Origin of the sequence: Exiguobacterium sp. s160 (genome assembly GCF_018617575.1) — a bacterium.
In the GTDB taxonomy this organism is placed as follows: Bacteria; Bacillota; Bacilli; order Exiguobacteriales; family Exiguobacteriaceae; genus Exiguobacterium; species Exiguobacterium aestuarii_A.
This window is the reverse complement of the sequence record NZ_JACSKK010000005.1, coordinates 66,025-80,060: the sequence shown is the minus strand read 5'-3', so window position 1 is coordinate 80,060 and position 14,036 is coordinate 66,025. Positions and strand designations below refer to the sequence as shown.

At 48.0% G+C, this 14,036-nt stretch carries 12 protein-coding genes; 11 read left to right on the top strand and 1 reads right to left on the bottom strand.

Annotated elements, in window-relative coordinates; translation table 11 throughout:
• The first annotated feature begins 21 nt into the window (after nt 1-21).
• A complete protein-coding gene (locus tag KNO86_RS11035; RefSeq protein WP_214696189.1) occupies nt 22-909 on the top strand; it encodes a Cof-type HAD-IIB family hydrolase in 888 nt (295 codons plus the stop codon).
• 71 nt (nt 910-980) lie between these two features.
• The gene (gene lplA / locus KNO86_RS11030) at nt 981-1,970 is read left to right on the top strand and encodes a lipoate--protein ligase (RefSeq protein ID WP_214696188.1); all 990 of its coding nucleotides are present in this window, start codon (nt 981-983) and stop codon (nt 1,968-1,970) included.
• Between the two features lie 61 nt (nt 1,971-2,031).
• Here the strand turns inward: lplA and KNO86_RS11025 are convergent, their stop codons facing one another.
• Nucleotides 2,032-2,895 (bottom strand): aminoglycoside phosphotransferase family protein, encoded by an 864-nt coding sequence (locus KNO86_RS11025; RefSeq protein WP_214696186.1) that lies wholly within the window; start codon nt 2,893-2,895, stop codon nt 2,032-2,034.
• A 190-nt stretch (nt 2,896-3,085) separates the two neighbouring features.
• Between KNO86_RS11025 and KNO86_RS11020 the strand changes: the two genes are divergently transcribed.
• The 9 genes from KNO86_RS11020 to KNO86_RS10980 all read left to right on the top strand — a co-directional run bounded on the left by KNO86_RS11020 (nt 3,086) and on the right by KNO86_RS10980 (nt 14,016).
• Nucleotides 3,086-3,559 carry a PTS sugar transporter subunit IIA gene (locus KNO86_RS11020; RefSeq protein ID WP_214696184.1) on the top strand — a complete coding sequence of 158 codons (474 nt, stop codon included), beginning with the start codon at nt 3,086-3,088 and terminating at the stop codon, nt 3,557-3,559.
• A 100-nt stretch (nt 3,560-3,659) separates the two neighbouring features.
• Nucleotides 3,660-5,207: a long-chain-fatty-acid--CoA ligase gene (locus tag KNO86_RS11015; RefSeq protein WP_214696182.1), complete on the top strand. Its 1,548-nt coding sequence runs from the start codon at nt 3,660-3,662 to the stop codon at nt 5,205-5,207.
• Nucleotides 5,208-5,298: 91 nt separating this feature from the next.
• Nucleotides 5,299-5,601, top strand: coding sequence for a metal-sensitive transcriptional regulator (locus tag KNO86_RS11010; protein WP_214696181.1), 303 nt, complete (start codon nt 5,299-5,301; stop codon nt 5,599-5,601).
• 11 nt (nt 5,602-5,612) lie between these two features.
• Nucleotides 5,613-7,724, top strand: coding sequence for a heavy metal translocating P-type ATPase (locus tag KNO86_RS11005; RefSeq protein WP_214696179.1), 2,112 nt, complete (start codon nt 5,613-5,615; stop codon nt 7,722-7,724).
• Nucleotides 7,721-7,927 (top strand): copper chaperone CopZ, encoded by a 207-nt coding sequence (gene copZ, locus KNO86_RS11000; RefSeq protein ID WP_074032640.1) that lies wholly within the window; start codon nt 7,721-7,723, stop codon nt 7,925-7,927. Before KNO86_RS11005 ends, copZ begins: the two co-directional genes overlap by 4 nt.
• A 306-nt stretch (nt 7,928-8,233) precedes the next feature.
• Nucleotides 8,234-8,896, top strand: coding sequence for a response regulator transcription factor (locus KNO86_RS10995; RefSeq protein ID WP_015880954.1), 663 nt, complete (start codon nt 8,234-8,236; stop codon nt 8,894-8,896).
• Nucleotides 8,896-10,263 carry a sensor histidine kinase gene (locus KNO86_RS10990; protein WP_251126991.1) on the top strand — a complete coding sequence of 456 codons (1,368 nt, stop codon included), beginning with the start codon at nt 8,896-8,898 and terminating at the stop codon, nt 10,261-10,263. Before KNO86_RS10995 ends, KNO86_RS10990 begins: the two co-directional genes overlap by 1 nt.
• 127 nt (nt 10,264-10,390) lie before the next feature.
• Complete coding sequence (locus KNO86_RS10985) at nt 10,391-10,861, top strand: competence protein ComK (protein ID WP_214696175.1); 471 nt, start codon at nt 10,391-10,393, stop codon at nt 10,859-10,861.
• A gap of 86 nt (nt 10,862-10,947) precedes the next feature.
• Nucleotides 10,948-14,016: an efflux RND transporter permease subunit gene (locus KNO86_RS10980; RefSeq protein ID WP_214696173.1), complete on the top strand. Its 3,069-nt coding sequence runs from the start codon at nt 10,948-10,950 to the stop codon at nt 14,014-14,016.
• Nucleotides 14,017-14,036 lie beyond the last annotated feature (20 nt).

Here is a 14,036-nt window from a genome sequence, read left to right as displayed (position 1 = left end):
GAGAAAAAGGAGTGATGGAAGATGGTAACGTATAAACTTTTTGTATCAGACATGGACGGTACGATTTTGCACAACCACACCAAGATTGCGAACGAGACGGCAGAAATCATTCGTGAAGCAGAGGCAGCAGGCATTCGATTCGCAATTGCGACGGGGCGCAACTATGTGAATGCGAAACAAATCCTGGATGAGGTCGGACTTTCTTGCCCAATCGTATCGTCGAATGGGGGACGTGTGCTCGACACATCAGGAGAAGTCCTTCATGAGATCGACTTGACGATTGAAGAGGCTCTTCAGGTCATTGAAGTCCTTCATCAAGATCACAAGTATGCGGACGTCTTTTACGAGATGTACACGGAAGCTGGACTCGTGGCGAGCCGTGGTGACTTGATTGAAGCATCGATGAAAAACTTGAAAGCGAATGGTGACGACCGCTCGCTCGAGATGTATGAATTCTTCAAGAATCGCTATTACGTCAATGAAGACGTCAAGATTGTCGACGACATCGAGGGCTTCATTCGTGAGGAAGCAGGACGTGTCTATAAGTTCATCGCGTTCTCAAGTCATCTCGAGAAAATGACAGCGCTTTGGAAAGAAATCGAAGCACAAGTCGAAGGCGTATACGTCACATCTTCAGGTAATGACAACATTGAAGTGATGGCACACGGTGCAGATAAAGGGAACGGTGTGACAAAACTCGCTGAACATTATGGCATCGATTTATCGGAAGTCGTCGTCATCGGGGATAACTTGAATGACGTACCGATGTTCAAAGTGGCCGGTAAAGGGATTGCGATGGGGAACAGCCATGAGGACTTGATCGCCATCAGCGACCACGTCACTGAGCGTCACGACGAGTACGGGGTGGCGAATGCCTTGAAGCGAGTGATGACGGGTGAGTGGAAGTAAAAGATTTGTCGAGTCATCGTCTCGTCTCGTATAATACGAGTAACGAACATCCTACTAGGAGGAAATAGACTGTGAAATTTATTTTTAATCCAGATATCCGCGACCCGAAGCTTAACTTGGCGGTCGAAGAGTATATCTTAAAACATTTGAACGTAGACCATGAAGACTACTTCTTGTTCTATATCAACGGTCCGTCCATCATCATCGGGAAAAACCAAAACACGTCTGAAGAGGTCAACTTGAAGTACATCGAAGAGAACGGCATCGATGTCGTTCGACGCCTCTCTGGTGGCGGTGCCGTTTATCACGATGAAGGAAACTTGAACTTCAGTTTCATCACAAAAGATGATGGCAACTCGTTCAATAACTATAAGAAATTTACGCAACCAATCGTGGATGCGTTACGTAACCTCGGTGTCGAGGCGGAGCTAACAGGCCGTAACGATATTCAGGTCGGTGAACGTAAAATCAGCGGGAACGCACAATTCACGACGCGCGGACGCATGTTCAGTCACGGGACGCTCATGTTCAACTCGAACATTGAAGAAGTCGTCAACTCGCTCAACGTCTCGGAAGAGAAAATGCGCTCAAAAGGAATCAAGTCGGTCCGTAGCCGTGTGGCGAACATCACTGAATTTTTAGAGCGTGAGATGGAAATGGAACATTTCGTCGAGGCGTTGCTCCATTCGATTTACGATGGAGAGCAGCCGGAGCGTTACGTGCTTCGTGACGAGGATTGGGAAATTGTCCACGATATCTCGAAAGAGCGTTATGCGAACTGGGACTGGAACTTCGGGAAATCGCCGAAGTTTGATGTCGAGTCGAAACGTCGCTTCCCGATTGGGACGATCGATGTCCGCTTGAACGTCAACAAAGGAACGATCACTGAAGCGAAGATTTACGGTGATTTCTTCGGTGTCGGTGACATCCAAGATGTCGAGCAGGCGCTCGTCGGGACTCGTTTCGAACGTGCGGCCATTCGCGAGCAATTGTTACAACTCGATCTGAAGCACTATTTCGGAAATGTTGAGCTCGAGGAATTGGTTGATTTGATTAGTTAAAAGTAAAAAGGTGTTTCGGGATGAATTTCCGAAACACCTTTTTGATGTGATTCAAGAAAGGTTAACTTATTTCTGCTTTAAGGATGTCTAGGTTTCTCTCATAAAAATCTATATTTTGTTCAAGTCCTCTACGGTTACACCACCCAATACTGTTAAAAGCATCAGTAAATCGATAAAACGGAAGAACGCGTTCGAGATTGATCAATGGTCGAATACTTGTGTAACCTTCTTGATAGGCTTCGTATAACTGTAAGTCATGACTCAGATAGTCCCGATAAATCTTAGTGAAATCGACTTCTGTTGAACCAAAACGAACGGTTTCAAAGTCAATCAAACTTGAGACTTCAGATGATGTGACGAGGATATTACCTGGTCTAAAATCCATATGTATAAAACTAGGTCCATCAGGTTCCGGGAGCTGCAGTTTCATTTTTTCAAAAGTATGAATGGCTTTGTTATATAATGATTCCTCCAACAAAGGCTTTGCATCTGTCGCAAAACTATAAAATTGACGATCTAGAAATTGCGGCCACTCTTGAAAAACATTTTCGATATATGTGATTTTTTGATTAGTTGGTGGTGGAATAGAATGCATCTTAGCGTGCACTTCTCCCACCTGAAAAGCGATTGTGGCCGATGAATCTACGGAAAGTTGTACACCGGTTGATTCTTTCAAGAGCAGGGCACCGCTTGAATGTTCATCACCGGTCCAAAAGTCTAGCAATGTCGGAATTGGAATGTGAGCTTTTAAAAGTCGGTAAGCTTCAAGTTCACGAAATAATTTCACTTTCGAGAATGGGATTTTGATATAGACAGTCTCACCATTAGCTTGCACACACCGATAAACAGTTGAACTAAATGAATTTTCAACAGGAGCGGAATGTTGAATGTCCAAATCAAAAATATGGATAAGTTTTTCGAGCAATGTTCTCCCCCCTCAACACAAAAATCTATACATCTGACTAAAATACTTCACTCCAAAGTATAGCACCGGATTATAGATGTTTGGCAGTTTCGTGAACGATGATGCTACGGATTGCACCTAGAAAAAATAAGGCGTATCATAATTTATGCAAACGCTTTCGTTGAGGCTGATCAAAATAGGAGGAGTAACGATGTATCGAAAGCTCAATGAATGGATGGATCCAAGTCGGATGTGGGTGACGGAACAAGCGACGTTTGAACGGGCTGTCATGGCGATAGGGCTAGAGTTGGAACGTAAAGAAATTGTCGATTCTTCATTTACACGAGTGATCCTGGATCAAGAAGCGATTATTCCGTCCGGAGTGAGTGACGTGGCCGAGCCGGTAGCTGTCATCGACGTACCGCTCTCTATTTCAAAACGAGACGGCATCTCACTCCTTCATCTGTTGAATCCATGCGAGATGAAGACGATCACCGGTGAAACGATTCACGCGAAAGCCATCTTATTGATTACAGCTACGACGGAACCGAAAAAGCAGGCGTATCACAAATTGATTGATGATTTACTCATGGATGATGAGTCACTCCAAGCGCTCGTTCACGTGCAAAGCCGAACGGGATTATATCACTTACAAACGAACTTTTTGGAAGCGTTTTCTTATTGAAACATTTCATGTACAATAGAAGTAATTGAAAAGAGCGCGGACAACGTGCTCTTTTTTATGGCTCAAAAGTGAATCATCATTCATTTAAAGGGGGATTACCATGGCAAACTTAGTCAAGTCACTACAAGAAGTGGTGGCCGCTCACCCGCAAAAAGCAGCGTATGTGTTTGGGGAAGACACAGTGAGTTACGGACAGTTTTATGGGCAAGTCAAGGCGATGGCATCGACGCTTGAACAAAAAGGGATTGGACAAGGCGATCACGTCGCCCTTGTTCTCGGCAACAGCCCAGCGTTCTTGATCGCGTACTTCGCCGTGTTGTCACGTGGAGGGGTCGTCATTCCGATCAACCCTACATACACGCCTGATGAAATGGCCTACATTCTGCTTGATGGGGACGTCAAAGGGATTGTCGGATTGTCACCGCTCGTCGCGCAGGCAGAGGCGGCACTCTCGAAGTTGCCTCAGTTGAAACTTGTCATCTCTGTCCCATATGCGGATGTACCGGCATTGAAGCGTGAAGGTGAAATTGAGTTTATCCCGTTCGCGGAAGCGTTCGCACAAGCGGAAGGGACGTTCATTGAAGTCGATGAAGAAGAGGTTGCCGTCATTCTCTATACGAGTGGAACGACTGGAAAACCAAAAGGTGCGTTATTGACCCACCGGAACCTGTTCTCGAATGCTCATTCGATTGGAGAGTATTTGGATATCACACCGGAAGACAAGGCGTTGGCGGCATTACCGATGTTCCACGTATTCTGTTTGACGGTCATCGTCAACGCGCCACTTCTTCGTGGGGCGACGATTGTCATCTTACCAAAATTCTCACCGCAAGATGTATTCGACTTGGTGCCAAAGCATCGTGTGACATTGTTTGCGGGAGTACCGACGATGTACAACTTCTTGCTGCAGACGGCGATGAAAGTACCGGCCTATACGTCCGCGTTGAAACATGTCCGCGTGTTCGTCTCGGGAGGGGCGAGCTTACCGGTCCAACTGCTCGAGTCGTTTGAGCAGATGTTCGAATGTAAGATTCTCGAAGGCTATGGTCTGTCTGAGGCGTCACCGGTCACTTGCTTCAACCCGCTTCACGGCGAGCGAAAAGCGGGATCCATCGGACCTTCAATCGTTCATGTCGAAAACAAAGTCGTCGACGAACTTGGGGAAGAAGTCGGCGTCGGTGAAGTCGGGGAATTGATTGTACGTGGACCGAACGTCATGAAAGGGTATTACAAGTTGCCGGAAGAGACGATGATGACGCTTCGCGACGGCTGGCTCTATACAGGGGATTTGGCTCGACGTGACGAGGACGGTTATTTCTATATCGTCGACCGGAAAAAGGATATGGTCATCGTCGGAGGTTATAACGTATACCCTCGTGAGGTAGAAGAAGTTCTATATCAACATCCTGATATCGTGGAAGCAGCGGTGATTGGTGTGCCGGATGCAGAGCAAGGAGAAGCGGTGAAGGCGTTCGTCGTCACGAAACATGAAGACGTGACAAAAGAGGATATTCGTGCGTACACACAAACAAAGTTGGCGAAATATAAGCAACCGACTTATATTGAAATCATCGAAGAGCTTCCGCGAAATACGACAGGTAAGATTTTACGTACAGTTTTAAAGAGCGAAACGTTTCAAAATAGTTGAGTAGAGAGGGGCGACTACGAGTCGTTCCTTTTTTATCGTTTCGTTTGACACTGTTACGGGGTAGGGGTATATTAATGGTGAGGTGATCAACATGGATGAATTTTTACATGAACAACCACTCGTTCCGCGTGATGATGCTGAGCGGGAGGCACTCGGAAAGCGTCTAAAACGAATCGAGGGACAAGTCCGGGGGATTCAAAAGATGGTCGAGAACGACCGCTATTGTGTCGATATTTTGACACAGACGTCAGCCATTCAGGCCGCACTGAAGCAAGTCGAGATGCAACTGTTAGAACGTCATATGCGCAAGTGTTTGGTTCACGCAAGTGAGACGGAAAACATGGAACCTTACATTGATGAATTGATGACGATTGTCAGTCGCATCAAAAAATAAGGAGGGATTTCATGAAAACCGTTGAGTTATCCATACAAGGAATGACCTGTGCGGCTTGTTCGGCACGAATTGAAAAAGTGTTGAACAAGATGGACGGTGTCGAAGCGACGGTTAACCTGCCGCTCGAGACGGCAACCATTCGTGTCGATGAAGGCATTACAGAAGAAGAACTGATCGCCCGAATCGAAAAAATCGGATACGGAGCTGAACCGAAAGTGGAGATGGCGCCACCGCATGACTTACGTCCATTACAGCGGAAAGTCATCATCTCTGCCTTGTTGTCGGCACCTTTACTCCTCGTCATGTTGACGCATATACCAGGACTCGGATTTCATGCACCATGGCTGATGAACCCATGGTGGCAACTCGCCCTTGCAACGCCCGTCCAGTTTTGGATTGGCGCACAGTTTTATCAAGGGGCGTATAAGAGCTTAAAGAGCGGTTCGGCGAACATGGATGTGCTCGTCGCAACGGGAACGTCGGCCGCATACTTTTACTCTGTTTTTGAAATGATTGTGCACCCGATGAATCCACATCGTTACTTCGAAACGAGTGCCGTCCTCATCACGCTCGTCTTGCTCGGGAAATGGTTAGAGGGACGAGCGAAAGAGAAAACGACCGATGCGTTGAAATCACTCTTATCGCTTCAGGCGAAAGAGGCGATCCTTTTTGTCGACGGAGAAGAACGGTCTGTCGCCGTTGAACTCGTCAAGGCAGGAGATGTTCTCGTTGTTCGTCCGGGAGAAAAGATTCCAGTAGACGGACGAATTATCGAAGGGGAGACGGTCATCGATGAATCGATGTTGACCGGTGAATCGATTCCTGCCGAGAAAACGGTCGATGCTGAAGTCGTCGGCGGTACGATCAACCAGTCCCACCGAATCCTTATGCGAGCAGAACGAGTCGGGAAAGAGACAATGCTCGCTCAAATCGTACGTGTCGTCGAGCAGGCACAAACAGATAAGGCGCCGATTCAACGGCAGGCCGACCGTATCTCTGGCGTGTTCGTGCCGATTGTCGTAGCCATCAGTGCCGTCACGTTTGCTGTCTGGGCGTTTCTCTTGAATGATATCGATACAGCCATTCGTGCATCGATCGCAGTACTTGTCATCGCCTGTCCGTGTGCCCTCGGATTGGCAACACCGACATCAATCATGGTCGGAACGGGACGAGCGGCAGAACAAGGTGTGTTGTTCAAAGGTGGCGGGCAACTCGAGTCACTTAATGAAGCAAACATCGTCGTTTTTGACAAAACAGGAACATTGACGAACGGGACACCGGAAGTGGTAGAAACATTCGGAGATGAAGCGGCGCTCCGCCGTGCTGTCATGGCAGAACGCCAATCGACGCATCCTTTGGCGGCGGCGATTGGTCGAGAACATGGTGATGGTGTCGTGACGAAAGTGGAAGAGTTGGCGGGTCGTGGCGTCAAAGCGGTCGTTGACGGGAAAGAACTCATCATCGGGTCTGTTCGAATGATGGAAGAGCTCGGATACAACTTGCCAGATTGGTCGATGCGAGCGATGACCCCGGTCTATGTCGCAGATGAGAGCGGGATTGTCGCGGCGTTCGGACTACAAGATCAATTGAAACCGAAAAGCCGCGATGTCGTGCAGGCACTTAGCCAAACACGTGACGTGTATGTCTTGACGGGTGACCGAAAAGAAGTCGCTTATGCGATTGCCGACGAACTTGGCCTTCCGCATCATCAAGTCATTGCCGAAGTCCTTCCGGTCGAAAAGGCAGATCAGATCGAACGCTTGAAGCAATCAGGCCGTGTTGCCATGGTAGGGGATGGTATGAACGACGCTCCTGCCCTTGCGGTCGCGGACGTCGGGATTGCATTCGGGAGCGGTACAGATGTCGCACTAGAGGCGGCAGATGTTACAATTGTAGGGCATGATATTGAAGGTGTGAGCCGGGCGATGAATATGAGCCGTTTGACGATGAAAAACATTCGTCAAAACTTGTTCTGGGCGCTCGCTTATAACAGTCTTGGCATACCGGTCGCTGCAGCGGGGTTACTTGCCCCATGGATTGCCGGTGCGGCGATGGCGTTCAGTTCGTTGTCTGTCGTCTTGAACGCATTACGATTAAAAACACAAGGAGGATCATCATCATGAAAGAAACAACATTGACAGTAGAAGGCATGACATGCAATCATTGCAAGGCTGCCGTTGAGGGAGCATTGAATGAATTGAACGGTGTCGAATCAGCAACCGTATCGCTTCAAGAGCATCGTGTCGACGTGATTCACGAAGATTCTGTCTCACGCGAGGCGATGGTCGAAGCAGTCGAAGAGCAAGGATACGACGTAAAGGCATAAGAAGGGTCCCGAGTGAAATCGGGACTTTTTTTGTGGTATTCAACAAATAGGATGTGTGCTATATTTAAGTTGATAATGAGAATCGGTATCAACGGGAGGCGGACATCATGGAAATCATCATGATCAGTGGAGTGTTGGCGTTGATTAGTGGGGGCACAGCGTTTTTGGCGCAACAGCTACGAACAAATTCAGTACGTTGAAGAAGGTGCGATTTCGTTGCCTTCTTTTTTTTTGACTCTAAACCTTTCCCATCATTTCACGACAATTGTTTGATATGATGAGAAAAAACGTGTTGAGGTGACTTGAATGTATACAATCTACTTAGTCGACGATGAAGCAAATTTGAATAAAATGCTCGTCACGTATCTAGAACAGGAAGGATACAACGTTCGCTCATTCGCGGACGGGACATCCGCGCAAGAAGCGATCCCGGATCAGCCAGACTTATGGGTGCTTGACATCATGCTGCCGGACTTGGATGGTTTTCAATTGCTGAAACAAATCAAGGCCGTCAATGCCAATACACCGACCATCTTCATTTCAGCCCGAGACGAGGACATCGACAAAATCATTGGTCTTGAGATGGGATCGGATGATTACATTGCGAAGCCATTTCTCCCGAGAGAACTTGTCATTCGCGTCAAAAAACTGATTGATCGTGTTTACGGATCGAAGTCGAATGAACATATCGAGTACGGAGAGTATACAATCTATCCGGACAAACGACTCATCAAACACGGGGATGAAGAGATTGATTTGACTTCGAAAGAATTCGACTTACTCCTTCTCTTCCTCGAACATCCGGGTTCGGCTTTATCGCGTGAACAGATTCTTGAAGGAGTTTGGGGGAACGATTATTTCGGTTCGGACCGAGTCGTCGATGATTTGGTGCGCCGCGTTCGTAAGAAACTGCACCGTCTCGAGCTCGAAACGCTTTACGGTATCGGCTACCGTCTCGTCAGACCATGATGAACGCCATCAAACCGAAGCGTCTCATGTGGAAGATTTGGGTGCTCATCCTTCTCATCATCGTGACCCTCGCGCTCATGATTTTGATCACGGTCCGCTCTTCCATCACCCAGTTCATCGATGAACAAGTATATGAGACGTTACGAGATGTAGACTATTATTTGGGCAATACGAACGAGTTGGAGAATTATCCGCAAAATCCGATCGAGTATGACCGGCGTCAGCAAGAGTCGCGTTCGGTCAATCAATTGATTTTTCTTCCGAACGGACGAATCATCTACGGATCGGCCCCGCTCGAATTGACGAATCGAATGTATCAGGAGGCGTTGAACCAAAGTGGGCAAGTCGAGCGCTATCAGACGACGATTGACGGGGAAGACGTCTATTACATCATTCGTCAAAATGAATACGATGGTACGATCGTCTATCAAGCATCCTACGCTTGGGATGCGTACCGTCGTGAATTAGTCTCGACGTTGTATTTGCGCATTTCAATTTTGATTGGTGTCATCAGTCTCTTGTCGCTCATCCCGGCACTGCTCATGTCTCGACAGTTGACGAAACCGATCGTCGAGATGGAACGTGCGGTCGAGAAAATTTCGAATCGCCAATGGGAGACGGCTCTTCCGCTAGATCGACAAGATGAACTTGGACAATTGGCTCATTCAATCGATGCGATGCGCAAAGAATTGAAGGAACAGGATCTCGCTCAACAAGCGTTACTCCAAAACATCTCACATGATTTGAAAACGCCAATTATGGTCATCCGTGGATATGCCCAGTCGATCGGGGACGGGATCTATCCGACGGGAGACTTGAAGGGGTCTTCTGAAGTCATTGACGAAGAGGCATCTCGACTTGAAAAGAAAGTTGTCGACTTGCTGTATGTGACGAAGCTCGAATATTTCAAAGGACAAGAGATGAAACTTGAACCGATCAATCTGGATAAATTGATGGAACTCCTTGTCGCGCGCTTTAAACTGAGAGGACAGCTTGATTGGGAAATCAATGGAGAAGGCGGAGAGATGCTCGGGGACAGGGAACAGATTCGGGTCGCATTCGAGAACGTTCTCGACAATGCGCTTCGTTATGCGGAGACATGCATCCGAATTGACTTGAACCGAGATGAGTCTGGCGTGGAAATCATCATCTTTAATGATGGGCCACCCGTTGACGAGAGCCTTGATTTATTCCATCAGTTCTCCCGTGGGAAACAAGGAAAGTTCGGACTCGGGTTATTTATCGTCCAACGGATTGTGACACTTCACACAGGGGAAGTCTCCCTTCGAAATACAGGAGACGGAACTGCGGTGAGATTTTATTTTCCACGACTCAAACCGAACAATGCTTTAAAATCTAACGCTTGATTTTGAAAACCAGCCAGGAAACGGCTGGTTTTTTTATGGGAAATGTCAAAAAGTCGATTTGCGGTGTTTGTTGAATCTTGGTATGAATGACATGTAAGTCATTACATACGTTATGGGGGATGAAAAGATGAGTAGATTGACCAATGAAACGAGAGCTTTAATTCCTGTATTTAACGAGTTTGGCGAAGCGGAGACGCTCGTGTATCAACCGGAAGGCGTGACGCGAGTGAAAGGATCACCCATCAATCTGTTAGAGCATGCATGTTTATACTATGGATCGAGCATCCAAGGCAGAATCGAAGCCGCGCGTCACGTCCTCGGTCCACACCGGAAGACACCTGTCGTGATGGATTGGCACGCTGACGCGGTCTTCTTTCCGACGATTGCAAAGGAGAGCCCAGACTGTGCGTGGATCAATTTTCAGCACGTGACAGCCATCAAAAAAGACGGAAATCAGACACTCATTCAGTTTTTGACAGGTGAATCGGTCAAGGTTCACGTATCCGACCATACGGTGGCAAGGCAAAAACAACGGTCAATCGAATTATCATACGCATTTCAAAAACGTTTCCATGACAGCACATTGCAACACGCTTAAGGATTGAATTCAATACGAAACCCCTCTATGATGAAGAAGAGATATCATATGTGTATTTGCACATCTTCCGAAAGTGAGGGGTTTTTATGTTTTTTGAGAAAATGATTGAGCGAGGGAAACTGGTCATCGTGTTTCTTCTCGTTGCAATCATCGTAGGTGTGCTGACGTTTTTCCAGCTCCCTAAACGTGAGATTCCGGAAACGGGAATCAATATCGTACTCGTTCAAACACCATATCCTGGTGCGACTGCCGAAACGGTCGAACGAAGTGTGACTGGCGTGTTAGAAGAAGAACTACGTAGTCTAGAAGGAGTGGAGAACGTGACGTCGATTTCGGCTTCAGAGTTCTCAAATATTACGGTCGAGTATGCAGATGGGACTGACCAGGCAGAGTTTCAGGCGAATGTACGCCAAGCTTTGTCTGACGCAACACCAAAGCTGCCAGAAAACGCACTCGCACCGACAGTCAATGATTCCCTCGGTCAATTACCGGTCGCCTCTTACTTGTTGACAGCGGATGATCGTGAATCATTCGAGAATGTTCGTGCAGACATCGAAGAATTAGAATCGAACCTTCTGCGAACAGATGGTGTGACAGGAGTCACCGTCAAAGGTCTACCGGAGCAAGAGTATGTCATCTCACTCGACTCCGAAGAACTCAGTGCACGACAGCTCGCCTTCCCTGACGTGTTGACAGCAATCAACGAAGAGTATAAAACGACACCACTCGGTCGCCAATCGACCGATGAAGGCATCTATCAACTAGCAATCGACAACTTGACGAATGTGAACGATATGGAGCAAGTGATTGTCGGTTCATTCAATGGAGAGCCTGTCTTGTTAGAAGATGTCGGAACGGTTGAAGAGACGGCGAAAAGTGAGACGGACCTCGTTTCATTAGACGGAAAACCAGCCGTTTCCATCACTGTACCGATTGAGTCAGGTTTGGATATCCCAACGATGCAAGACCGTGTCAACGAGGTAGTGGAAGACGGTCTTGGAGATTTGGACGGTTTTGAGCTTGTTCCATATTATGAACAGGCGAAGGCTGTCGATGCAATCTTCTCGTCGCTGACGCGTGAATTCATTATCGCGATCATCGCCGTCATTGCCGTGACAACGATTGGTCTCACGTTCTCTGGGTCAATCATCGTCAGTTTGGCAATTCCATTGTCATTCTTGATTGCGTTGATCCCGTTACAATTCACCGGGGTCGACTTGAACCAAATCTCGATTATTGGAGCAATCATCGCCTTGGGGATTTTGGTTGATGACGCGATCGTCGTCAACGACAACATTTTACGACGGTACCGTAGTGGTGATTCCGCGATGCTCGGAGCAGTGCGGGGAACGAAAGAAGTATGGGGCTCGATTGTCACGTCGACACTCGCCGTCGTCTTCGCCTTCCTTCCGCTCACGTTGCTATCTGGAGCGAACGGAAACTTCATCCGTGCCTTGCCGACGGTGCTCGCGCTCTCTGTTTTGGCCTCGATGGTCATCAGTTTGACGCTCGTCCCGATCGCGCAGTATCGCTTGAACCGAAAAGAAGTGAAAGTATCGAAGCGTGAACCGGGTTGGCTCGGCGGACCGCTCAATCGTCTCAGTAACTTCTATGCCGACCGTCTGTTACCGAGTGTCGCGAAACGTCCTTGGACGTTCGGGATTGTCGGTTTCGTCATTACGACAGCGTTATATGGCTTGATTCTTCTCACGCCGTTTGAGTTCTTCCCGGCGGCGAACCGTCCGGAAGTCGTGACAAGTGTGACGTTACCAGTACAGACGGATTTAGAAGAGACAGAAGCACGTCTTGAAGAAATCGAAGCAAGATTCCAGGAAGAAGAAGGTGTCGTTGAAACATCGATCTTTGCAGGTGGTGGACTTCCTGGTCTATTCACTGGTGGACTCGATCAGTCCGGTGAGAACACAGGGCAAGTCGTCGTCCGTGTCGATAATGAATCAATCGATGCCATCGAGTTGATTGATAAATACACGAATGAGTTGCGTGAAGCATATCCTGATGCAGAAATCTTCTTAGATACGCAACAACAAGGACCACCGGCGTCGGCTCCTGTCGAGTTCACGATGCGTAGTGAAACGATTGATCAGCTCGTCGCTGCACGGGACCAAGTGAAGACTGACTTGGAAGAAATCGATGGCGCCATCGTCCTCGATAACATCAAAGAGCCGTTCCAAACGCTCACATACGAGCTAAATCGTGAGGAGATGGCCCAAGCAGGTGTCACTGCGAAAGCCATCAGTGATCAAATCCGACTCGTCACAGACGGGATTCCAATCGGCACGTTCGATGACGGTGTGGAACAGCGTGACGTGAAGATTGTCATCGATGCGGAAGCGAACCGTGAGGCACTTGCGCTTGATGACATTTTAATCCCGGTCGAAACGGAAGCCGGTCCACCGGTTGCACCGCTTAGTACGTTCGTGACAGAAACGACGACTGAGCAAATTCAACAAATTCCTCGCGAGAACGGGGAACGTTCGGTCACACTCCAAATTTATGCGAGTGAAGGCATGGATGAAGATGCGTTCAAGCAAGATGTCGAGCAAGTGTTGGATGACGCGAAGTCTGGATTAGAAGATGAAGGAATCACGTTTGACCAGTCCGGAGCGAGTGATACGCAGAACGAGTTCTTCTTAGAGCTTGCGACATTGTTCGTCGTCGTCTTGTTCCTGATTTACTTGATCATCGCGTTCCAGTTCAACTCATTGTCATTACCACTTCTCGTGTTGTTCACAATCTATCTCGCGATTGCTGGAGCGGTCGTCGGGTTGTTCGTGACACAGACGCCGTTCAGTTTCATGGCATCGATGGGGATGGTATCGCTTGCGGGAATCGTCGTCCGGAACGCAGTCGTCCTGTTCGAGTTTATCGAACAGCGCATTCGTGAAGGCTTACCGGTCACGACCGCCGTGTACGAAGCTGGACGTGCTCGGATTCGTCCGATTCTCTTGACAGCACTTACTGCAGTCGTTGCCCTCCTACCGGTCGCACTTGGAGAAGACCCGCTCTTCAAACCGCTTGCGATTGGCATCGTATCGGGTATTCTATTCTCGACTGTGTTGACTCTCGTGCTTGTTCCGGCATACTACCTGATTTTGGCGAAACGCCGTCACAAGGACAAACCGTTTACAGAATGATTCAGCTTGAAGATGTGATG